The sequence below is a fragment of the Pseudomonas sp. B16120 genome (assembly GCF_044218845.1).
GTDB classification, from domain to species: Bacteria; Pseudomonadota; Gammaproteobacteria; order Pseudomonadales; family Pseudomonadaceae; genus Aquipseudomonas; species Aquipseudomonas paracarnis.
Genome location: NZ_CP162588.1, coordinates 5,557,057 through 5,581,478, shown reverse-complemented (window position 1 = coordinate 5,581,478; position 24,422 = coordinate 5,557,057). Strand labels below are relative to the sequence as shown.

Below are 24,422 nucleotides of genomic sequence, written 5' to 3'. Positions count from 1 at the left end.
AGTCAGTTGTCGGGCACCCATAATTTTAGGAGGGCGTCATGACCTTGGAACGTAATGCCGATTACCTGATCAGCTTGGTCAGGGAGCTGTGTAAGCTCCCGGCCGAAACCCCGTGGCTGGAGTTCAAACACAACAACGCCGATCCACAGGAAATTGGTGAGTACCTAGCTGCTTTATCCAATGCGGCAGCTCTGGACGGCAAGAGCAATGCCTATCTGGTCTGGGGTGTGAGTGACAAGACCCATGAGATTGTCGGTACTACTTTCAAACCGCACAGCGCGAAGAAAGGTAACGAGGAGCTCGAAAGCTGGCTGCTGCGACTGCTGAGTCCTCGGCTGCATTTTCGTTTTCATGCCTTCGAAGTCGACGGCAAACCTTTGGTTTTGTTGGAAATCCCCAGCGCACACAGTAAGCCGACGACCTTTGAGGGGCGTGAGCTAATCCGGATTGGCTCGAACAAGAAACCGTTGAAAGACTTCCCTGAACAAGAGCGTGCGCTCTGGCGAGTATTCGACCGAACCCCCTTCGAGGAGCTGTCGGCGGCAAGCAATCTGGATGCTTCTGAGGCTTTGGCCTTACTTGATTACCCTGCTTATTTCCAATTGCTGGGGCTTCCACTGCCTACGGATCAGAGCGGTATTCTCAGCCGTCTGCAAGAAGATGGCATGCTGCGTTGTGATGCGGCCAAGCGCTGGGAGATCACCAACCTCGGCGCGATTTTGTTTGCCCGTGAGTTGCAGAAATTCAAAGGGCTAGCGCGCAAGGCGGTGCGGCTGATTGTTTATGAAGGCAAGGGGCGTCTGAAAACCGTACGTGAGCAGCAGGGGCACAAGGGCTATGCCAGCGGTTTCGAGGGGTTGATTGATTTTCTCAGTGCACTGCTACCTCGAAATGAGGTAATTGGAAAGGCCCTGCGCAAGGATGTGCCGATGTACCCGGACTTGGCAGTGCGTGAGCTGATTGCCAATGCCCTGATCCATCAGGATTTCTCTGTGTCGGGTGCAGGCCCTATGGTGGAGATTTTTGATGACCGCCTTGAGATCACCAATCCCGGTGAGCCTCTGGTCGATGTTGATCGTTTTCTCGATAGTCCGCCTCGCTCACGCAATGAGGCGCTGGCCTCTTTTATGCGACGCGTCGGCATCTGTGAAGAACGGGGTAGCGGCGTGGACAAGGTGGTTTCCGATACGGAACTCTATCAATTACCACCGCCGCGCTGGGAGCGCCCTGATGGCTCTCTACGGGTCGTACTGTTCGCTCACCGAGCACTCAAGGACATGGACAAGCAGGAGCGGGTATATGCCTGCTATCTGCATGCTTGCCTGCGTTATGTGCTGCGTGACCCGATGACTAATACGACGCTGCGTGAACGCTTTGGAATCGATGCCAAAAACAGTGCGATGGCATCGCGGATTATTCGGGACGCAAAAGAGGTACAGGTTATCAAGCCCTATGAAGAGGGACAGTCCAACAAAAACTCACGCTATCTGCCCTACTGGGCTTGAGTGGCGTTGTATTTGACGGGTATTTGATTCGTCGTCTGTTGGGCGGCATATTTTCAAGGCTAAAGCCTCTAAATCATTACGCTTGCGGCGTTAGCCTGATGTTTTTTGTATTTGATGGGTATTTGACTGGTGGCTCAGCTTGTCGGCACCGAGCATTAGACGAACTCAAGACCAACTTTAGACAAACTGCCTCTCTCAGATAGGGGCGGGCCAGACGAAGGATCGCCCCATGAGCCACATCCACCACGAATGCGAACTCGAACGCCATATCGTCGAGCAACTGGCTGCTGCTGGTTGGTTGGTCGGCAAGTCCGCCGACTATGACGCGGCGCGGGCGCTGTTCCCTGATGATGTGCTCGGTTGGCTGGAGGAAAGCCAGCCGCAGGCCATGGCCAAGTTGCATGCCATGAACGGTACTGGCACTCGCGATGTGGTGCTGGATCGGCTGGTTAAACAACTGGAAAACAAGGTCGATGGCGGAACGGTGAATGTGCTGCGTTACGGCTTCGCCGTGGCCGGTGGCGGCACCTTAGCCATGAGCCAGGGGTTACCGGAGGATGATCGCAACGAGACGGTGATTCAGCGCTATGCGAGCAACCGCCTGCGCGTGGTACCGCAGCTGCGTTTCTCGTTGGACAAGACCGACGAGATCGACCTGGCCTTCTTTATCAATGGTATTCCCGTGGCTACGGTGGAGCTTAAGACCGACTTCACCCAGTCGGTGCAGGCTGCCATGCAGCAGTACCGGATGGACCGCAAGCCGGAGCGCAAGAGTGGCGGGTTTGAACCGCTGCTGACCTTCAAGCGTGGTGCAGTGGTGCACTTCGCCATGAGCGACAGCGATATCCGCATGACCACCAAACTGGCCGGGGATTCGACTTTCTTTCTGCCGTTTAACCGGGGAAACGATGGCGCGGCGGGTAATCCACCCGGCGACAATGACAGCTACCCGGTGAGCTACCTTTGGAAGCGGGTGCTGCAGAAGGATAATTGGCTGCACATCTTCCATCGCTACGTGCTTCAGGAGCGCAAGGAAGCCCAGGATTTGAACGGCAAGACCTACTTCAAGGAAGGTTTGATTTTCCCGCGCTTCCATCAGTGGGAAGGCGTAACCAAGATGATCGACGCGGTGCGCATCGAGGGTGCCGGGCAGCCTTATCTGATCCAACACAGCGCTGGCTCGGGCAAGACCAATACCATTGCCTGGACGGCGCATTCGTTGATCCGCGTGCGTCGCCCGGATGGCGAGCCGTATTTCCATAGCGTGATCGTGGTCACTGACCGCCAGGTGCTGGATCAGCAGTTGCAGGATGCCATCCAGCAGATCGAGCACCAGGCAGGGGTGGTGTGCGCCATCGACCGTCAGCAATCCAGCCTCCCCAAGAGCCAGCAGTTGGCCAAGGCAATGCTAGACGGCGTGCCGATCATCGTCTGTACCCTGCAGACTTTTCCCTATGCACAGAAGGCCATTCTAGGTGAAACCAGCCTGCGTGACCGTCGTTTCGCCATCATTATCGACGAGGCGCACAGCTCCACTGGCGGCAGTACCGCCGATGACCTGCGCTATGTGCTGACCGGGCAGAGTGAGGACGAGTGGGACAGACTGAGCAAAGAGGAGCGTTTATCGGTATGGCAGTCATCGCGTAGCCGACCGGGCAATGCCAGCTACTTTGCCTTTACCGCCACGCCCAAGCATTCGACTCTAAGTTTGTTTGGCCGCCCGCGAAATGCGGCGCAGCCGGTGAACCAGGAAAATCCTCCGGCACCGTTTCACCTTTACACCATGCAGCAGGCCATCGAGGAAGGCTTTATCCTTGATGTGCTGAAGAACTACACCGGCTATAACGTGGCGTTCAAAATCGGCAGCGAGTTTGTCGACGACAAACGTGTGGACGAGAAGAGTGCCCGGCGCAAGCTGGCCAAGTGGCTGTCACTGAATCCGGTGAACGTGGGGCAGAAGGTCGAGCTGATCGTCGAGCACTTCCGCAAGAACGTTGCACACTTGCTCGGTGGTCAGGCCAAGGCCATGGTGGTGACCAGCTCGCGTGCCGCTGCGGTGAAGTACCACTTGGCGCTGCTGGACTACTGCCAGCGCAAGGGCTACGACAACGTGCAGGCGATGGTGGCGTTCTCCGGTGAGGTGCCCAATAGCGATGTGCAGGAAACCGGCCTGCCTGCGGATCACCAGTTCAGCGAGACCAACTTAAACCCCGGCCTCAATGGCCGCGATATGCGAAAGGTGTTCGACACCCCGGATTACCGGGTGATGATCGTTGCCAACAAGTACCAGACCGGCTTCGACCAACCCAAGCTGGTGGCAATGTACCTGGACAAAAAAATCTCGGGTGTGGAGGCAGTGCAGACGCTGTCGCGGTTGAATCGAACCTTCCCCGGCAAGGACAAGACCTACGTCATCGACTTTGCTAACGAGGCAGAAGAGATCCTGGCAGCGTTCAAGACCTTCTACCGTGATGCTCAAGTGGCAGATATTCAGGACCCGAACATTGTCTACGACATCAAGCAGCGCTTGGATGGCATGTTCATCTATGAAGCCGCTGAGGTCGAGGCGTTTGGCGAAGCCATCGTGAATCGCAATGTCACTCACCAGAAGCTTTATTCGCTGACTCAATCAGCCACCGACCGTTTCAATGGCAAGCTAAAGACCCTCAACGATGGCATCGACCAGTGGGAAAAGGCCTGGGAGGCCGCTCACGACAACGGTGACGAAAAGGGGATGGAGTACTCCGACGTACAACGGGCGGAGTACTGCATGGGTCGTGATGAATTGATGATCTTCAGCGAGAGCCTGACCAAGTTCGTCCGCACCTATGAGTACATTGCTCAACTGGTGGAGTTCGGCGACCCTGCGCTGGAAGCTTTCGCCAGCTACGCTCGGCTGCTGCGTAAACGCTTGAAGGGCGTCAGCGCCGAACAGGTGGATCTGGATGATCTCAAACTCAGCCACTACAAGATCAAAAAAGGAGAGGGGCTGGCAGGGCTTTCAGCCGTGGGTGAGGCACCTGAGCTATATGGCATCACCGATAACGGCTTGCGCGACGCCCGCGACCGGGAGAAAAAATACCTCACCGAGCTGATCGAAAAGCTCAATAACGCTTTCGGCAAAGACATCACCGATACAGATCAAGTGGCATTCGCGGTGCATGTGTCCGAAAAGCTGCGTGGCGATACCGTGGTCATGGCTCAGGTGCAGAACAACACCATGGACCAGGCGATGAAGGCTGACCTGCCGAGCAAAGCCATCCAGGCCATTGCCAGTGCAATGAGCAGTCACACTAGCATGGCGACCAAGCTGCTGAGCGACGAATCCACGCGAGATGTGTTCCTGACGGTCGTGTATGAGCTGCTGAAGAAGGATGCGGGAATAGAGTTGTTGAGCTCGACTAGAACGAGCATTTAACCAAAAAAGTTATGGCAGGACCTGGCATGCAGTCTGCGTAGAGCCAGAGAACATAAAAGGAGTTTTCGATGGAATTGAACGCACCTGCCACCACTGCTGCTAAGGCATGGCTAAGTGAACTCCTGTTCATCCGGACTATGTTTAAAGGTCCTGACGGTAAGCCACTCTACAGCTATCACGTTACTGAGTCTGAGTATCGGTCACTAATTGAAATGTTGAGCAGCTACTTTAGAAGAGGCTCAGTACAAAACTACTCAACTCACCTGGCTGCTTGCTTTTGCCTGTTTGTCAGTGAGCAGTATCGGCGCGACTACAACAGCTCATGGTCATGGTCGGGGCCGGAAACAATACTTGGGATCTCCTTGTCCCCGCAGCAGCATGCCAGCCTGACAAGTAGCGGGCTGGCGTACTGGAGTAGACCGATACGCTTTCGTGAGAATAGTCGCGACTGGCTCGGCTCTCTATTTGCCGAAGGCGGCCTTCCTTGGCCACTGGTGCAAAGTGAGTCGCACGGATTTGGACGGGCTGTGCGCAGGGGGATCAAGCACTTCTATCGCACTGAAGGTAACCGCAGAACAACAGCGGATTTGATGGCGGACTTCGAAAATGAGCTACCGCTCATCTTCCGCAACTTGGAAACGCGACGGCTGCTGGCGGGCATCGTTGATCAGCTCATGTATCTGGTCGAGCACTACCCCTTGAAGGATCAACAGGATCCAGCCAACTACCTAGATAAGGTCGCACCAGGCTGGACGGATGCCTTCCCAATTCCGCTGGATGAAAGCAACTCCCGCACGCTGCTCAATGATTGGCTACGCGATGCAGGACAGAAACGTCAGGAGCGCAAGGAGGCCTTAGAGAAGGCCAGGGTCTTCACTTGCGAGCATTTTCTGTATGGCACATTGCCTCAGTGGTTGATCCGCACCGAATTGATCCTGCCTCAGGAGGCAACATTCGTAGTCGATCCGACGAGTCTGGGCAGTACCCGCCTTGAGTTGGCTTATTACGAAGGTGAAAGGCTCTTGGCCAGAGGTCCCGCCGTTTACGGCCAGCTCACTGAACAAGGCTTCAAGGTCCGCTTCTCCAACCCTCAGGTCACACTCGAACGTCGCAGACTTGACGAGCCGCTGAGCCTTCGGTTGCTGGATAACGGGCGAATGGTTCATTGCCAGTTCTTCGATGGTAGTGCCCTCGACTACCACGACATACCCTTGATTTTCGAGAATCGCTCCGAACGCTGGCAACTGGTCGCTTCGTCCAGTTGCTCGCTGTCATCCGGATTGGTTCGACTCCGAGTCCCCCCGGGCTTTGCCACCAATTGCGAAGGTGGCGCTGCAAATTTTCTGCTCGAGGATCAGGAGAACGGCCTCTGGCTGGAGGCAAACGTCAACCTATCTCTGGTAAGGGGGGATGACCACTATCAGGTCGAGCTGAATCAGGCAGACAACGATGACGCTAAACCAACTCTCACGGGTATATTTGCACTTTACGAAAGCTCTCCTGCGATGGTCTACCTTGGCTGGCCCAACCTAGAACTGCCTGAAGGCTACCCTCATGCCAGAGAGGACTTGCTTGAGTTCGTCAATGGCGAGCTACTGGACCGTCAACGTAGCAGCCGTTGTGGCTCAGCTCGTTATACCTTACGCACCCGCTCGGGCAAGACACTATTGCAGCGCCGTTTCGGTGTCCTACCCAGAGATTTCAATCTTTCGCTATTCCCGGGAGTACGAGAACAGCCTGCACGTCTCCAGATCAAAGGGGTTGCACAACTAGATTTACACGTCGTCAGCAATGCTCTGGTAGTGGAACGGGACGAAAATTCACTTTACATGCGCCACCAAGGTGAGGCCCCCCCTTCGACCTTTGTTCTCGAATTAGGCCAAGGACTGCCGTCTCTCCAGCTTCACCTGCCCTATCCTTACCAGGGGGCACGCCTGCTGGATCAATATGGCAATCCGTCGCGAGCCAGGGAGTTGATATTGGCCGATCTGATGGGCCATCGCATTTCACTGACCTCAGGTCTTACCCAGGGACAGAACTTCCATATGCAGCTGGAGCTGATATGCGCGGAACAGCCGCATCCGCAGCGGACATACAGCATCCGGGTAGGCTCAGCACCTGTAATGCTCAACCTGTTCAGCTACTTAGGCGACATGCAGAACATGTTGGGGGCAGTGGATGAACAGGATGCCTACATCAGATTTTCTCTGGAAACCGAACAACCGCTGCTGAAGCTCGATATACGCCGCTATGGTGGCCAGCTGCAGTGGGAGGGACGGCATGCCTTCTACGTGAGTGGCGTTTCTAATACCTCCGTACTGGATGGCGTGCAGGCTGAAGCCATGCTCCTATCCGACCCCAAGCGTACCCCGTTGCAATTGACCGAGAGGACCAGCGAAGCCGTTGGCATCGGCAGCTTTGAGATACCGCAAGCCATGCAGCCCCGTGGACCGTGGCTGATCTACCCGGCAGAATCCTCAAGCATTCGCTTTCGCCCGGCTTTATACGTGGTACCTGTCAATGGCTTGGATACCGCCGCTGAAATATGCTCACTGCACCGTGCTGCAGAGGTTTTTCACCCTGAGCACAATCCGCATGCCATCGACCAACAGATTGCAGCCATGGCGTACGATTTCAACCACAGCGGCTGGCAGTACTTGGCTGACTTGAAGCAGAACTACCGCCACCTGCCACTCTCTTCCTTCGAAACCTGGAAGGCTCTTTCGCGCAATCAAGAGGCGTTGAGTTTCTCGGTGTTTCGCCTTGAGATGGATGAGTCGTTCTGCGCACGCATCCGCGATGAACTCTCCGTCATCTGGGAAACCATCCCGCTTCCACTGTGGGCACAGGCCTATCGACTGTTCCACGACTATATGCGACTGACCGGACTTCCTGACGCACTGGTCAATACTCTCGTCTCGAAGCGCGCCGAGGCACTGCGTTGCATCGTTTCCGGCTTCGATTACCTTGGGGACTACCTAAGCACTGGCAATTGCAGCTCATTAAAGAAGCTACCTCTGGAGCAGGTTCTGCCGGCTTGGTATCAGGGCCTAAGGCACCTGCATGAAGCCAATCGGAACTGGCCTACCTTGCTGGGCAGCGAACTTTCCAGCTGGATTGACAGGCAGTTGCTGCCGCCTCTGGTGAAAGCTCTTTCGCTGGCGGAGTTCACCGATGCAGTGGCCTATCTACCGATCTTCATGGCTTTTGTCACCGCTGGACGGGCCAAAATCACCGACTTGCCAGCAACGCCGGCCTATTTGAAATTTGCTATCCGTCTGGTTGCCGACTTCGACCGCCAAGGCTGGTTCATACCGGTACATGCCTTGGTGGTGTCCTATTTACTCGCCTCGCAGAACGAGGCATAAGGAGTTGCAATGCATTTTTTTAGGGATTTGATTCAGCAAAGCCTTGAACGTACCCGCGAGGCGACGCTGGGTGTTCTGGGCATCAATCATCCGGGCCTTCGTCAGCATCTGAGTCAAAGTATGGTGAACGAGCTTGGGGCCGACGGTTGTTTCCTGGCCCCACCAGTGTTCGAGCACACTTTTGGCTGGAAGGAGTCCAAGCTGCGCCTGCAGGATCTGCAGGATGAGCAGCTACTGTCATCCTGCCTGCTTGATACATTGGAGAATGCGCCGGCTTACCAGTTCCCGAGAACTGCACATCCCTACGTTCACCAAGTGCAGGCTTGGCGTACCCTGCGCGACGAAAAACCGCGCTCGGCCGTCATCACTACCGGCACCGGCTCGGGCAAGACCGAATGTTTCATGGTGCCGATCCTAGAAGATCTGGTTCGCGAGCATGAGTGCAGTGCGGCAGCCCTGGTGGGCGTCCGCGCTCTATTCCTCTACCCACTCAATGCCCTGATCAACTCCCAGCAGGAGCGCCTTGACGCCTGGACTCGCAAGTACAGCGATAACATCCGCTTCTGCCTTTACAACGGCAAGACCGAAGAGCGCGCCGACAAAGTCCGCAAGGAACAGCAACAGAAGCCCAATCAGATCCTGTCGCGGGAACTGCTACGCAGGGAGCCCGCTCCCATCCTGATGACCAACGCCACTATGCTGGAGTACATGCTGGTACGCCAGGTCGACAGCCCGATTCTGGAGATCTCGAAGCAGCAACAGTCACTACGCTGGATCGTCCTCGACGAGGCTCATACCTACGTGGGTTCCCAAGCAGCCGAACTGTCCCTATTGCTTCGCCGGGTAGTCCAGGCTTTTGGAATGCAGTCCGAGCAAATTCGTTTCATCGCTACCTCGGCCACTATAGCTGGCGCTGATGCCGAAGAGCGACTGAAACACTATCTGGCAAACCTTGCAGGTGTTGCACTTGATCAGGTTGAGGTCATAGGCGGCTCGCGCGTTTGGCCAGATCTTGCGTTCGACTCGCCAGGCGAAGACATCGCCCTTACGACCATCTGCGATATCGATCCGGACGCCGAAGTATCTCCTACGCGCTTTGAGGCATTGTGCCAGAGCAACATTGCTCGGCGCCTGCGTCACGTCGTGATCACCGCTCTCACGCCACTTGACCTTAACGACCTGATAGCTGAGGTTGCTGGGCATTTGCAGGGAGGCACCCGGCTCGAACAGCAGCGGGAGGTGCTCGACTGGCTCGACACCATGACCGGTACTCACCCGGATAAAAGCCAGCCTCCGTTTCTCAAGCTTCGGGTTCACCTGTTCCAGCGCATGCTTCATGGCCTCTGGGCTTGTGTCGACCCACAGTGCAGAGCGAAATCCAGTCATCTGCAGGACTGGTTGTTCGGTAACGTATATGTGAACCAGCGAGCACGCTGCGAGTGCCATGCCCCGGTGTATGAGTTGGGTTTCTGTGATGACTGCAAGACACCTCACCTTCTGGCCGAGGATCGCAACGGTGAGTTGCACCAGCCTAGTCCCTATGCGGGTGACGAGTTCGCTCTCAACCACGAACAGGGCGGCGAGGACTCACCTGCCGAAGTGGCAAGAATCGACGCCGGCAGTAAGGGGCTGATCATTGCTGGGATGCAGGCAGCACACGACCCCTATTTCTCGTACAACTTGGACCTCGAAAGTCAGAAGTTGGGTGGCGTGAACGCTACCCGCAATATCGGCATCGTGTTGGTAGAGGAGGCAAACTCCTGCTGCAGCAATTGCGATCACTCATCATTTGGCACCAACGATTTTATACGCAAGGCATACCTCGGTGCGCCCTTCTATGTTGCCAACGCCGTACCGACGGTTCTGGAATTCTGCCCCGATCCTGACAAGGAAGATTGCAATGGCCGTTCCCCCGAGGAACTGCCGGGGCGCGGACGCAAGCTGATCACCTTCACTGACAGCCGCCAGGGCACGGCGCGAATGGCAGTCAGAATGCAGCAGGAGGCAGAGCGTTCACGGCTACGGGGGCTGGTGTTCGAAAGTCTGCGAAATGAGCAAGCCAAGGTCGACGCCGCTCCCAAAGACACTCCTAGCGGCAGTCCTGCAGAAATGCTCGTTCTAGCAGACAGCCTGGAAAAACAGGGCTTGGCCGGTACGGCGGCAGATCTGCGTAAAAAAGCTGAGCTTTTGCAGAGCGGCGCCTCTCTGGTAAGCCCGGCCAGAGTTATTCCCTGGCAGCAGATGGCCCAAACCATTGCAGCAGCGAAGGATATTGACCAATTCATTTTGCGCTACAACCGCTATGCCAATCCGGCGTTATTTGATGGCTATGAAGGCGGTCTGACTATGGCGCGTTTACTGCTGGCGCGCGAATACGCCCGGCGGCCCAAGAATCAAAACAGTACAGAAACGCTGGGGCTAGTCAAGGTTGGCTACCAGGGGTTGAACAAGGTTTCGGCGCCTCCGCCGCTGTGGGTCGATACTCGGGCCACTCTCGCAGAAGGCGATGCTAATGATCCCAGAAGCTCTCTGACACCGGAAGACTGGCGCGATTTCCTGAAAGTGGCCCTCGATTTCTACGTCCGGGAAAACACGTTCATCCCAATGGAAACCAAAATGCGTCGCTGGATGGGCAGCCGCTTCAGCCCAAAGGCGCTCTATTCGCCTAAGAGGGAGGACGTGCAGGAAAGCAACACCATCAGAAAATGGCCACAGATCAAGCCTGGGACGCCGAATCGTCTGATCAAGCTGCTCGAGCTGGCAACCGGCCTTGATCGCAACCTGAGTGCGGATGCCGACAAGATCAACAGCTGGCTAGAGGCGGCATGGACGGCACTAGTCAGTGCAGGCATTCTGGAGGCCTCCGATACTGGCCATCGTCTGCGCCTGGAAACTCTTACCTTCTCGCTGCCTACCGAGGGCTGGGTCTGCCCGCTGACTCGGCGTATCTTCGACACCACCTTCCGTGGTCTGACGCCCTATCTGCCGCAAAAAATACAGAGCCAGGATTACCGTTGCCAAAAGATCCAGCTACCAGCTTTTAGTAGTCTCAAGGACGATGGCAGCCCATTGCGCAAGCAAATGCAGATCCGTCAATTGGTCGCAAAAGATCCAATAATTGCCCAGTTACGTCAGGAGTCACTGTGGACTGATATCAGCGACCGTACAGTCGAGGGTGGTTTTTACTATCGGACAGCTGAACACTCGGCCCAACAGTCGGCAAAACGGCTGGATAACTATGTTGAGGAGTTCAAGCGTGGCGACATCAACGCGCTGAATTGCTCCACCACCATGGAGATGGGGGTGGATATCGGCGGCATTTCCGCCGTGGTGATGAATAACCTACCGCCACATCCAGCCAACTATCTGCAGCGCGCCGGCCGGGCCGGACGACGCAAGGAAGCGCGGGCTATTGCCTATACGCTTTGCAAGGCCGACCCACATAATCAGCGAGCCTTCGCCAATCCTAAGTGGCCGTTCGTAACCGCCATTCCGGCCCCAATCATTACGCTCAGCTCAGCGCGTATTGTGCAGCGGCATGTCAACTCTATGTTGCTGGCGTTATTCCTGCGCATGCACAGCAGCAATGATGGCGATCGTACCAAGCTTACCCTGCACTGGTTTTTCGCCCCGGACGACTCGCCCTGCCAACACTTCAAGGCCTGGCTAACGGCGAGCGCCGAGGAATATGGTAGTCCGGTGAAGCAACTGGTGCGTGGCACCTGTTTGGAGGGCCGCTCGCTCAGCTCAATCACTGGTGGAGCCCGACTGGCGTTGCACGATCTCGAGGAACGCTGGTTAGGTGAGTATCGTAATACCTGAATTCATAGAATAAGCGCAACGCTTGAAACGAGAGGCAGAGAGCCAGCCACCGGTAGAATCCAGGCTCTCACACCGAAGGATTCAAGCGCAGATGACTACGCATTACCGGCAGCTGACTCAGGGACAACGTTACCAGATTGAGGCTGGCTTGAGCGCCGCAGAGAGCCAGGCGAGCATTGCAAAGCGGGTCGGCGTGCATCCCTCGACGATCAGTCGCGAGGTTCGCCGCAACAGCACCCAGAATATCTACAAGGCTGTTTCTGCGGCCCATGAAAGTGATGCTCGTCGAGCGGGTGCGCGCAAGTTTTGCAAGCCGGCGACATGGCTCAGCCATCATCTCCCGGTGTGGCTCAAGCATGGCATGAGTCCGGAGCAGATCGCCCAGCGGTTGAAGCAGGAGCAGCCAAGCCGGGCGGTCAGCCATGAGTGGATTTATCGGTTCATTGCCGCCGAACAGCGCGCCGGTGGTGAGCTTTATACCTATCTGCGACATCGCCGAAAGCGCTACCGGAAACGCTATGGAAGCCACGATCGGCGCGGGCAGCTGCGTAATCGCGTGTCAATCAGTGAACGCCCAGCCGAGGTCGAAAGCCGCGAGCGCCTGGGGGACTGGGAGGGCGATACGGTACATGGACTGGGCGGTAACCTGGTGACCCTGGTTGATCGCAAAAGCGGCTATCTGAGCGCCTATCCGGTCAAGCGCAGAACGCGCCGGCAGGTAACGCGGGCGATCAATCTGATGCTTCAGGGCCATGCCGCTCACACGCTGACGCTGGATAACGGAAGGGAGTTTGCCGGGCATGAACGCATCGCGCTACGGAGCCAGTGCCAGGTCTTTTTTGCAGACCCCTATTCATCCTGGCAACGTGGCACCAATGAAAACACCAACGGTCTGCTCCGCCAGTATTTCCCCAAGGGCAGCGACTTCAGCAAGCTGACCGTCGAAGCCGTCAATCGGACAGTAGCGAGGATCAATCTACGCCCGCGCAAGCGCTTGGGCTGGAAGACGCCGTACGAAGTGCATACAGGGGTGAGCGTTGCACTTATGTGTTGAATTCAGGATATTAATCAGAAGCTTCAGGCCGCCAGCGACGGGCCTTACAAGAAGGCACTGGCACTGGAAAAACAGCGCCACGAGAATGAGTACCTGCTTCGCTATCTGGCGTCCTCTGCATTCCTGCCTGGATATGGCTTTCCTACGGATGTAGTGAGCCTCAAAACTTACAATGTCGAAGACTTCTTGCATCAACATAGAAAAGAGGATGCTAGTCGCGAAGACAGCATCTTCGACAACAAGGAAATGCCATCACGCAGCTTGAATATCGCAATTCGTGAATATGCTCCCGGCGCACAGGTAGTGATCGATGGACGCGTCTATCGTTCCGCCGGTGTCAGCCTGCAGTGGCATGCTGATGGACAGGTCAACGAGGCACAAAAGTTCGATATCGCCTGGCGCTGCTCGGAGTGCGGTAGCACTGGGGTGATCGAAAACGCCTATGCAAACGACGCAGGGCTGTGCTGCTCGCATTGCACGACGCCGATTCCATCCAGCGAGCGCCGCATGGTGCTTCGTCCGGGCGGCTTCGTAACCGACTTTTACGAGGAAACCACCAACGACGTCACTTCGCAAAAGTTCATCCGCGTCGAGCGACCGCGCATCCAGCTGATTGGAGAAAGCATTGCGCTGCCTGATGAACGCTGCGGCTTTGTGCGCTTTGGTCATGAAGGCAGTGTTTTCCATCACTCATCCGGCGAACATGAAAAAGGTTATGCCGTCTGCATGACCTGTGGACGTGCCGAGTCCATCCTCGCCTCGGGCGAAGTGCCTAAGGATTTGCAGCCCGATAAAGCCCACCGCCCGGTTGGCGGAGTTGCCGGCAGCCGCAAGGAGAGAGATTGTTCGGGCGAAGCGGTCAAGGCTGGTCTGCATCTTGGTTATCAGATTCGCACCGATGTATTGGAAATATTCCTCAGGAACCCACTCACTGGAGAATGGCTACTTGACTCAATCAAGGGGCGTCTGATCGCCGCGACTATCGGCGTCGCCATGCGCGATGTGATCGCCGACCGACTCGGTATTGCCAGCGGAGAGATGGGTTTCAGCTATCGTTTGGATCGCGACAGAGACAGCAGGCAAGGGCGCTCCGTCATCCAGTTGTTCGATGAAGTCAGCGGTGGTGCCGGTTTCGTTCTGGCCGGCCTGAGCGATCTCGCTCTGCTACTGAATAAGGCGCTGGAGCGCCTGCGCTGCCCAGTCGACTGCGAGAATGTCTGCTCGCATTGCCTAGCCAGCCAAGATAGCCGTGTCGAGCGCGAGGAACTGGACCGCAAACTGGCGCTGCAATGGCTGAGTGAGTCTCAACTGGTTGAACACCTTGGGCTTCCAGATGTATTCGTAAACATCCATGGCGCTCGCCACTGCTCCGTTGGCCCGCTGCGTGAGCTGAGTTTCGCCGTTAGTTCGTTGGATCGCCGTGATCAAACAGGATCGATCCTAGTGTGTCTACACGGCGACCATGTGAACTGGGATCTCGACCATCCACGTTTTAGGGAGCAGGTGCTTACCTGGGCAATCGCCGAGCGGCTCAAAGTCAGGATCGGCATTACCGATTCCGCTTTGTTGAGTGCCGAGCAAAAGGAAACCCTAGCATTGCTTGCACGTTTGGGCGTTGAGCTACTCGAGCTGGATGCTACAAATCTGCAAGCTCCCCACCTGATTGCCCAGTTGTCATCTCAAGCAGGCGTCAGAAGCCTGTATAGCAGCATGAACAGTGTTGGAGTTCCCGGGGGCGATTGGCTACAAGGTCATTCTGATGTGGTCTGGGTCACCAGCAGACTGATGGCAGCAGTGCCAGGAAATACCATCGACAGCAGTGGCTGGAACCAACGCAAGCAGGGAGCGCGCATTGTTGAAATCACCTCGCAGCTCGATGGCCCAGTCAACACTCTGAGAAGACGCCTAACTACCCTGATCGACGCCCAGATGCCGGAGCTGGCCACCCTGATTACCAATGATCAGGCAGTGTCCATCAGCTACTCGGATCGCTACCTGAAGTCGCCGTGGTCTCTGATGCTGCTAAGCGGCTTCCTGGAACTGTTCCGTAGTGATTATCTGCAATCGTTATCAGTACAAACTCTGGCGCCGAGCGGTAACCAGCCAAGTTATCTGCTCAGCCATGATTGGATGCGGGCGGATAATCAGCAGGCCATTCTCGAGCTCTGGCTCAAGAGCCAGTTTGATATCGTCCCGAACATCAACATCAACATCATGAGCAGCCCCCGTGACTTGCTTCACTGCCGGGTTATCACGGTGAGCTGGGCGTCGGGTAGGGTCAGCAAGATTTTGCTGGATCAGGGTATGGGCTACTGGAGAGGCCGCATGCCATATAGGGATCAAATGAATTTCGACTTCGGTACCTCACACCACGAACAGGCCAGGCAGATGATTGAAAAATATTCAAATGCGCATATGCATCAGGGGGGAGAGTGGCCGACTTATATCAGTTGCGTCATTGATTGATTGTTACTAAATATCTGCGCGGTCGGAATTGTGGGTAATTGCATGGACTTGACCACCCTTTTGCATTCGACTTGACCAGTGCGCATGATCTCCTTACTGGCTGGAATCGACCCAAAGCAAACGGTGGCGAAAGGCAAAAGTCAGCCAAGAGCAGACGGCCCTAGGGATGGTCAGTTGCCGGATCTAGCGATCGCTTAGCCCGTCAGTGGGGAGTGAAGGGATCGTGGCGCAGTTAGCCGTTGACATCGTCAAGACGCCGAGCTTTGAGCGCGGGTTAAGTTGAAGTGAGTCGCAAGAAAGCGAAGACTGTAGGTTGGGCGGATCCCAAAAAAACGGATCCCAAATCGCTAAATCACCCGATCTTACATTTCAGTGCGCCGCCATTTCCATTAACGTATGGCAGATTGACTCCATCATAAAAACGTTTCGGGGATTGCATGGACGTACGCTATTGGGAAGGAGGTCTCCTTTCTTTTGAGATCGACGCTATCGACAAGATGGCCAAAGCATTTGGGCCCAAAGAGCTTCCTCCGGAACCGGTGGCAGGCTCTACGAAAGGGAAGTCGTTTGACGTTCTGAAACAATTGAAGAAGCCTGAGGCAGGCCATGGCGTATGGCCTTGGCGCGGCTACGCAGGTTTTCGTTTCGCGAACTCGCGGGGGGCAGACGGGGAGTTCGACCTCGTCATCGTTACCCACAGCCTCGTTCTTGTTGTCGAACTTAAGCACTGGCGCGGTGAGATCACCAACCACGGCGGTAAATGGCACCAGGACGGGAAGGAAACAGAAGTATCCCCGGTAGACAAAACCCGTAGGAAAACATATGAGTTGAGGAAACGAATCAAGGGTCTCAAGTCTCGGCTGCCTGGCGGGAAAGAGCCTTGGATCGACTTCTGCGTTGTGCTCACCGGAAAATGCACTTTGAATCTTCCCGAGGTCGAGATGCAGCACGTCATGGTGCTGGACGACTTTCTGGAAATGGCCTGTCGGCGCTGATTGAAAACTGACCCACCCTGCCGATTGAAAATTGACCCAGGGCGGATTGCTGATTTGGCATCAGCAATTGTGGATAAGCTTAGCAGTCGTGTCCCGGTGGAAGAGGCATTAAAGCCCCACCGCATGTGGGCATGCGGCAGGGTATTTTCGGTGCGGATCAAAACAGCTCATCGTCCTCGGCACCATCATTGTCTTTGCGCTTTCGTTCACGTGATTTGATCTTGGTCTGGGCGACCAAGCTGCTGTGTTGCAGGCGGTAGGACTCGTTGCCCGTTTCGACGATGTGGCAGTGGTGTGTCAGCCGATCCAGCAACGCCGTTGTCATCTTGGCGTCACCAAACACGCTCGACCATTCCGAGAAGCTGAGGTTGGTGGTGATCACCACGCTGGTGTGCTCGTACAGCTTGGACAGCAAATGAAATAACAGGGCACCACCGCTCTGGCTGAAGGGCAAATACCCCAGTTCATCGAGTATCACCAGGTCTGTTCGTAGCAGCCCTTGAGCGATGCGGCCCGTCTTGCCGTCGTACTTTTCGCGCTCCAGCAGATTGACCAGATCCACCGTGGAGTAGAAGCGCACGCGTTTGTGATGCGTCGTGATCCCGGAAACGGCCAAGGCGGTGGCGAGGTGTGTTTTGCCTGTTCCAGGCCCGCCGATGAACACGACATTCTGCGCGGTATCGGTGAACTCCAGGTTGGACAGATCCCTGATCAGGCGGGCATCTGCGCTGGAAGCGCTGAAGTCGAAGCCGGCCAAATCACGATGCATGGGCAGTTTGGCCATGTTCATCTGATGATTCACTGAGCGCACTGCTCGATCTGCATGTTCTTGTTGAAGCAGATGTTCGAGCAGCCATTTCGAGGATGCCGTCGAAGCTTCTCCTTGCGAGGCTAGTTCCTCCCAGGCGCTGGCCATGCCATGCAGACGCAGTTCTTTGAGTTCCGCCATAAGATCACGCATTGCGAGTCTCCTCATCGGTGGTACGGAGCCGGTCGTAGCGTGCCGTATTGGCGACAGGCGCTATCTTGAGTTGAAGGCTGGTTTCGGCGGACGGAGGGGCTGCTGTCGATGTCAGTCGAGCCAGGACATTCAGGATGTGGTCAGCACTCAAGCTGCCGGATTCAAGTACCAACTCCACAGCCACCAATACGGCGTCGAGCCCGGCGATGGGAACAGCCGCCAGTACTTGAGTCATGACGCGATCACCATTGGTGTGCCGCCTCAGACCGCGTTTTAGCAGTTGCAACGGCTTCGGCAGATCGGCAAACGGAGCGCCATTGCGCAGCGCACCGGGCTTGCGTTCGATGAGCGGGATGTAATGCTGCCAGTCAAAACTGACCTGATCTCGATCAAACAGGCGCTCGTGACTGGCAATCATCGTTTCATCGGCGATGACCACCACCCGTGTGGGATACAAACGGCTGCTGACCCACTGACCGACCCGCTCACACGGCACCGAGTAGCGATTTCGCGCCACGCTGATCAGGCAGGTGCTGGAGACCCGTACGGTGCGCTCGACGTAGCCATCAAAGGCAGTCGGCATCGGCATCAATTCGGCGCGTTCCAGCTCCAGGACGTCCGCCACTGTCAGCCCGTTGTACTGCGGGTGCACCAGTTCGTCCCAGAGCGCACGGCAGCGTTGGCCGAGCCAGGCATTCAATTCCTCGAAGGTATGGAACATGCAGTTTTGAGCATCGAGCCAGATGCGCCGTCGGCTGTCTTGAACGTTCTTTTCAACGATGCCTTTTTCCCAGCCGGAGGCCACGTTGCAGAAGTCCGGATCGAATAGGTAGTGGGCACACATGACGGCAAACCGGGCATTGACTGTGCGGCCTTTGCCTTTGTTGACCTTGTCGACAGCCGTTTTCATATTGTCGTAGATGCCGCGACGCGGCACCCCACCTAACGCGCCAAACGAGCGGGTATGGGCGTCGAACAACATCTCGTGGCCTTGGCTGGGATACGCAACCAACCAAAATGCGCGACTGGCGCACAGCTTCATATGGGAGACCTGGATGCGTCGGAACAGGCCGCCGATCAGCAGACCTTCTTCGCTCCAGTCGAATTGAAAGGCCTCCCCGAGTGCAAAGGTCAGCGGCACAAAGGCCCGTAAAGACTTGCCTTGCTCGCCGCGCCACGCACGGATGAAGGCGGTGAGCTGGCTGTAGCCGCCGTCGTAGCCCTCGGCCTTGATCTGTTCGAAGAGTGCTTTGGCACTCCTGCGGTTGTGCTTTGCCCGAAACGAATCGGCCTTGAGCGCCAGCTCCAGCGTCTCGTGAAATGGACTGAGTTTGTTGAAGGTTGCGCACCGTTGGTACGCCGGCTGGGTGGCTTCGGGTGCTCTGACCCATTTTCGAATGGTGTTTCTCGACAGTCCGGTACGCTTGGCTATCTGATGCAGCGAGAGCTTGTCGCGGAAGTACATCCGCCGGATTTTTCCCAACATTTCCATGCTGATCACCCTGTGTTCTCCTGCTCGAAAAGTGAGCAGAAGCAGTTGAACACCTGGGTCAGTTTTCAGTCGGCAGAACAGCCTTTACTGGGTCAGTTTTCGGTCAGCGGCAACAGTCAGCATGGAAAATCGGATCGATCACAGCCTCCACGTATCTTTTCACCGCGCCTTGGGCTACCCGATCAGAAACAGTTGGGATGCCAAGGATGCGTTCCTTGCCGTTGTCTTTCGGAATGCGTTTTTCCCGCACAGATGGCGGGAAATACGATCCTGAGCACAACCGGTTCCAGATGCGGTAAAGGTTTTGATCTCGTTGCCGACCAAAGTCCGTGAGCGTCTGACCATCACAGCCCGGCGCACCACGGTTACGACGTACATCTTGATATGCCATCCACACCAGCGACTTCGGTATTTCGAATGCTTTTCGCTGCACTAAAACGTCATCCTCGTTCGAGTTGTGTCCTGCACAACGAAAGTGATCCCCACCCCTTCGCTCCAGTCCCATTACAGGCCCTTCGTCACTACTACGGGTGAGTCCGTCCCTATCCCTGCGATACGTGCCGAGGATAGGTTCTCACGTTCCCCAAAATGGCTTGGCTCAGGTTCTTGCTGCCTTAACAACGGGTGCCGTGCAGTCGGTAGACAGGTGTCCTCTGCACTTCTCGGGGCCCGGCTTTACAAGCCCGTTTTGACACCAGCTAAGATTTCGTCGCTTCATCAGTCAGTTCACTTGCGTTCAACTACCTGAGCCTTACGTGACAGTAGTTTCTCTGCCTTTACCCGAATCGCTCACCACCAGCATGCTGAACATGCTCGCAGCATCGGGTCGTTTGGTCAGTGCGCCTGTACGCCCTGACCGGAGGGCCGACCTCCATCCATTTTGGAACATGGATTGTCACGCCACCATTTTCATGCCGTCATGACTTCTCCTTCGTGACACACAAAACCAATTCTTATGTCCTAGCCGTCTACAGTCGTGTGTTGCCTATCGGCACCGTGCCGTCGTTCAGGTAACGACTCAGCGCTGTCCAGCGCCTGAATTTTTCGCGTGTCCATACATACGCAGATCCTCTCCAGTGATGAGCGTGCTGAGCCAAAAGTGAGCACGCCAAATCCCCGACAGCAGTCGATACCGTGGGGCGTTCACGGAGGTGAAATAGATCTGAAATATTTTCGGATGTGATTTCGATCGGTAACAGCTGGTGCTTGCGGTAACTGAACTTGGGTTGACTTGCCGATCTCAAGACCTATAATTACCAAATGGTAATTAATGGTGGTTGTAGATGCTCCGACAATCTGCGGCAAAAAGTGGGGATGCGACGTGCAGATCTCGTCGCAGAATAAAAAGTAGATGGGCGTTAATAGTGGGTTGGCCGCTTGTTACAACCAGAGTGCGAATGTCAAGGCGCTTTGCTATGGCATCGTCCGTGCTGTTCGCTTCTGCGGTGGCAGTCTGGTACCCGATTCCTTACAGGGATAGTGTGACTACTGATGATGCCTACGTCCGGGCCGATCTGACCCCGCTAGTATCACACGTTGAAGGATATCTCGTGGATGTGCCGATCCGCGACAATCAGAGAGTGCGCTCTGGCGATTTGTTGGCATTAGTGCAGGATACTGATTATCGAGAAAAGGTTGCCGAAGCTCAGGCTAAGGCTGATTTAGCCGCTGCCGCGCTGGTCGAATCTCGCAGCCAAAAGCAATATCAACAGATTCAAGTAGAAGCGGCTGCGGCATCCTTACGGGCTTTACAGGCTGAGTTGGATCGCGCAGTTGCTGATCACAGTCGCTATCATGCTTTACTGCCAAGTGGATCGGTGTCTCGCCAGCAGGTTGATGGTATTGATGCAGACGTTAAGCGTTTGAGCGCTAATCTTGCCCAGAGGCGCGCCGAGTGGATGGCGGCGCAACAGCGGGAGAAAATGAGCAATGCGAGTATAAACAAGGCGAGAGCCAATCTTCAGGCTGCACAGTCGAGTCTGAATCTGCGCAATATAGATCTTGGCTGGACACGTATCACGTCTCCGGTTGATGGCGTCATTGGCGAGCGTCATGTGCGTCCTGGTATGTATGTGCGCACCGGAACGCTGATCGCCGATGTAGTTCCGCTGCCACATGTTTGGGTGGTCGCAAATTTTAGGGAAAGCGAGATAACGCATATACGCCCAGGACAGCGCGTTACTATTTTGGTTGACAGTCTGCCTGGCCAAGCATTCGAAGGTAAGGTTGACAGTCTTCAGCCTGCCAGCGGGGCGCAGTTTGCTTTGCTTCCAGCCGACAATGCGACAGGTAATTTCACTAAGGTAGTTCAGCGTTTTCCGGTGAAGATCACACTTGACCCGAGTCAGGATTCGCAGTCCTCTCTGCTCCCGGGTATGTCCGTTACTACGACCATTCACACATCAACCGGACTGAGTTCAGGAAATTTTATTGATTGGTTAACCGGCTGGCTGCGAGGGCGGGTGTGAGTGACTCTTTAGGCCCTGCCGTATCAGAAGTGAATAGTCGGCTGAAGTCGCGACTTTTTCCCGGATCTTTGATTCGATGGGATCGTCGGCGTTTTTCGGCCTGCGTGGCCGCTATTGCTGCAGCCTGGATGACCGTGCTCGGTGCCCGATACGTTGTGCTGGGATTTGCCGATGTACGGGGTGGTTTAGGCCTGGGGGTTGACGAAGGTACTTTGCTTTCTTCAGCTTATGCCGCTGGAGATGTCGTCGGCGTGGTGATTGGCTGCTGGTTGGCAACTGCGTTATCACTTCGACGGGTGTTGTTAGGGGCAACGTTGCTCTTTATGGCTACCTCGGTATTAATGGCGTTCAGCCCTCCTTATGCTGCTCAGGTCATCGTTCGCTTTGCACAGGGTATGGCCGGCGGGGTCCTATTACCGATGGCGATAGTTGCGCTATTGCGAACTCTACCGGCTAGGCATCGTGCTCTTGCTTTGGCACTGTATACCTCCGCCTCGACTCTGGCCCCGCAGTTGGCCGCTGCAATCACAGGCTGGCTGCTCGACCACTGGGGATGGCGCGCACTGTTTCTCGCAAACCTACTGCCTGGCATATTCGCATTGATCGCGGGTTTCTATGGTCTGCCGCGCGAAAGACTGCGTTTGCGGCCTTTGCTTCATATGGATCGGTTTGGAATGCTCCTGTTCGTTGGCGGGCTTGGCATGCTCGCCTGTGCTTTCGATCAGGGTAATCGGCTTGATTGGTTACAGGCAACCCCAATTAGAGTGTTGCTATTCGCCGGTACGGTTGCCATATGCGGATTTATATATCACGTGGTCAGAGTGAGGCATGATCGCCTGCTAAATGTAGAACTGCTGTCGAGACGCAATATAGTACTGGGCATTTTGGGAATTTTGCCTTTCAGTGTCGCCGTGACAGGTTGCAGCTATGTGATTCCCCAATTCCTTATACAGATACACAGCTATCATCCGCGCGAATTGGGAGCGGTGCTGTGGGATGCAGGCTGGCCGCAATTGATTAGTTTTGCGGGCGCGGTAGTGTGCTTGGATAGGAAATGGTTGGGAGGTCCCCGTCGTTTACTTGTATTGGGGGGCGTATTGGTCGCCACGGGTGCTCTGCATGACAGCTTGAACATCGACGGCTCATGGGAGGGCGGTGAGTTGCGCATTGGGCAGATATTGCAGGGCTTAGGGCTGCCCCTGATCTTGTTGCCACTGCTGTATTTGTATGTTGGCGATCTTTTGCCGCGCGAGGGATTGCATGCTGCTATGGCATTCAATGTTATGCGCAGTATCTGCGGTACGGCGGGTTTGGCTTGGGTTAGCACTTTGGATCGAGTACGTGAGCAAACCCGATCTAATGTACTTATGGATCATGTGAGCACATCCTCGGCCGCTGTTTCAGCGAGGCTGGATGCCCTTATCTCGGCAGTCAGTATGCGGTCCAGCGGCAGTGATCAGGCGACGGAACAGGCATTGCATCTACTAGCTAGTAATGTGCGGCTTCAATCTCAGATTTTGGCGCATGCCGATACCTTGGCAGCGATCGCTGTGGTTACATTAATAGGTGCAGTGTTGGCGGCATTTATGATGCCCTACGGATCGGGACATCCCAGTTCTAATGTCCGCCACGCTTGAGTACCATCTTATTAGCACTCCCGCCAGAGTGTATGATATTTAATGGTATCCATACTCAAAGGACTTCATTGATGTTGAGTCTGAATAATGCCCTTTAGTCTATTGCGACGGCGCAATTTAAGACTGAGCGAATCAGTCAGCCGATGAGGATTGCGGTGGAGGACGCTGGAGGGGATTTAATCGCGCATATCCGGATTGGTGAGTTCGGTATTAGCCCTTTAGATCTGGCTCGATATATTCAGTCAGACGGACTGCTCTTCGCTATAAATAGTTCGCACGGGGAGGGGGGCAGTTGCGATATATTCTTGGCGAATACAGTTGCTTTGCGACGGTACTGTTATAGGAGCCGTCGGAGTGATTGGCGGTGCGCGTGAGCGGGACGATTTAATCGTGTGAGCTGGCGTCGCAACTTTTAGTTAGCTCCGTCGCGCGTCAATGCCTGCATGGCAGCAGGTGCTCCATGCAGGAAGCGAATGATAGATATTTCGATAAAGCGATCCAGATCTTCCGGAACTGTCATGTCATATACCCAGCGACGTTGGGCAAGATAAAATAATTCACCATGTAATCCCCATGCAACTTCAAGCTCAGCCGACGATAAGGTCTCACCGGGCGGCTTTTCGCAGGAAAGCTCACGTAATTCCATCGCCACTGGTTCGATCACTTTGGTCTGGATTAGGGAAAGATAACGTTGACTGATGTCGACGCCCTTGAGTCCTGCAAAAATAAAAATCCTAACCCAGTCATATCGAAAGATCGCAGGCAAATATGCCTTGTAAAAGTCGATTAATCGCGCTTCCAAGGTCTTTCCAGGCTGCTTTAGCATTGCCTCCCATTCAGGTTGCCAGCGGCTAAGGTAGACCTCTTGGTACACTCTATCTATCAACGCCTCTTTCGTTGCGAAATAACGAAACAGGTTCTGGTGTGTGATTCCAAGGCGTTCGGCTAACTCGCGTAGGGTACCTTCGAATCCGACCTCGGCGAAAAAGCGTACCGCCTCTTCAATAATCTCCCTCTCACGCTCTTGGGGGGGCATGCGTTTGCGTTTGTTTGGCGTTGGCCTCGAGGAGTCGTCGATCGTCTCGGTGGGGGCACATTTGCGTTTCGATTGTGGTGATCTGATCATGCTTTCAGCATAACGATAGACAATCGCTTGGTAAACAAGGTGGGACGCTTTGCAGTGAAATGTCGCACCACGCTCACTAATTACTGATTGGTAAATAACTGTTGATCGGT

General features: G+C 55.3%; 13 protein-coding genes. 9 read left to right on the top strand and 4 right to left on the bottom strand.

Annotated features, from left to right (window positions below; translation table 11 throughout):
* The first annotated feature begins 38 nt into the window (after positions 1 to 38).
* The 7 genes from AB4P90_RS26065 (at position 39) to AB4P90_RS26035 (ending at position 16,628) form a co-directional block, all read left to right on the top strand.
* Positions 39 to 1,505, top strand: coding sequence for an ATP-binding protein (locus AB4P90_RS26065; protein ID WP_010562359.1), 1,467 nt, complete (start codon positions 39 to 41; stop codon positions 1,503 to 1,505).
* A 229-nt stretch (positions 1,506 to 1,734) separates the two neighbouring features.
* Entirely contained in the window at positions 1,735 to 4,923 is a 3,189-nt protein-coding gene (locus tag AB4P90_RS26060; protein ID WP_010562360.1) for a type I restriction endonuclease subunit R, read from the top strand.
* 68 nt (positions 4,924 to 4,991) lie between these two features.
* Entirely contained in the window at positions 4,992 to 8,291 is a 3,300-nt protein-coding gene (locus AB4P90_RS26055) for an STY4851/ECs_5259 family protein (RefSeq protein WP_010562361.1), read from the top strand.
* Between the two features lie 9 nt (positions 8,292 to 8,300).
* Positions 8,301 to 12,113, top strand: coding sequence for a DEAD/DEAH box helicase (locus AB4P90_RS26050; protein WP_395605479.1), 3,813 nt, complete (start codon positions 8,301 to 8,303; stop codon positions 12,111 to 12,113).
* Between the two features lie 91 nt (positions 12,114 to 12,204).
* A complete protein-coding gene (locus AB4P90_RS26045) occupies positions 12,205 to 13,167 on the top strand; it encodes an IS30-like element ISPpu17 family transposase (RefSeq protein WP_004577240.1) in 963 nt (320 codons plus the stop codon).
* Positions 13,168 to 13,320: 153 nt separating this feature from the next.
* On the top strand, positions 13,321 to 15,633 hold the full coding sequence (locus AB4P90_RS26040; RefSeq protein WP_395605478.1) for a DUF1998 domain-containing protein: 2,313 nt from the start codon (positions 13,321 to 13,323) through the stop codon (positions 15,631 to 15,633).
* A 437-nt stretch (positions 15,634 to 16,070) separates the two neighbouring features.
* Positions 16,071 to 16,628 (top strand): nuclease-related domain-containing protein, encoded by a 558-nt coding sequence (locus AB4P90_RS26035; RefSeq protein ID WP_395605477.1) that lies wholly within the window; start codon positions 16,071 to 16,073, stop codon positions 16,626 to 16,628.
* A 157-nt stretch (positions 16,629 to 16,785) separates the two neighbouring features.
* Here the strand turns inward: AB4P90_RS26035 and istB are convergent, their stop codons facing one another.
* The 3 genes from istB to AB4P90_RS26020 form a co-directional block, all read right to left on the bottom strand.
* Complete coding sequence (gene istB / locus AB4P90_RS26030; RefSeq protein ID WP_010466203.1) at positions 16,786 to 17,589, bottom strand: IS21-like element helper ATPase IstB; 804 nt, start codon at positions 17,587 to 17,589, stop codon at positions 16,786 to 16,788.
* Positions 17,582 to 19,081, bottom strand: a complete 1,500-nt coding sequence (istA, locus tag AB4P90_RS26025) for an IS21-like element ISPman1 family transposase (RefSeq protein WP_170040466.1) — start codon at positions 19,079 to 19,081, stop codon at positions 17,582 to 17,584. Before istA ends, istB begins: the two co-directional genes overlap by 8 nt.
* 103 nt (positions 19,082 to 19,184) lie before the next feature.
* Positions 19,185 to 19,514 carry a hypothetical protein gene (locus AB4P90_RS26020; protein WP_395605476.1) on the bottom strand — a complete coding sequence of 110 codons (330 nt, stop codon included), beginning with the start codon at positions 19,512 to 19,514 and terminating at the stop codon, positions 19,185 to 19,187.
* Positions 19,515 to 20,496: 982 nt separating this feature from the next.
* On the opposite strand from AB4P90_RS26020, the gene AB4P90_RS26015 reads away from it, so the two are divergent.
* Both AB4P90_RS26015 and AB4P90_RS26010 read left to right on the top strand, forming a co-directional pair.
* Positions 20,497 to 21,549, top strand: a complete 1,053-nt coding sequence (locus AB4P90_RS26015) for an HlyD family secretion protein (protein WP_010562373.1) — start codon at positions 20,497 to 20,499, stop codon at positions 21,547 to 21,549.
* Positions 21,546 to 23,186 carry an MFS transporter gene (locus AB4P90_RS26010; protein WP_130926026.1) on the top strand — a complete coding sequence of 547 codons (1,641 nt, stop codon included), beginning with the start codon at positions 21,546 to 21,548 and terminating at the stop codon, positions 23,184 to 23,186. Before AB4P90_RS26015 ends, AB4P90_RS26010 begins: the two co-directional genes overlap by 4 nt.
* A gap of 412 nt (positions 23,187 to 23,598) precedes the next feature.
* Here the strand turns inward: AB4P90_RS26010 and AB4P90_RS26005 are convergent, their stop codons facing one another.
* Entirely contained in the window at positions 23,599 to 24,222 is a 624-nt protein-coding gene (locus AB4P90_RS26005) for a TetR/AcrR family transcriptional regulator (RefSeq protein WP_010562375.1), read from the bottom strand.
* Between the last annotated feature and the right edge of the window lie 200 nt (positions 24,223 to 24,422).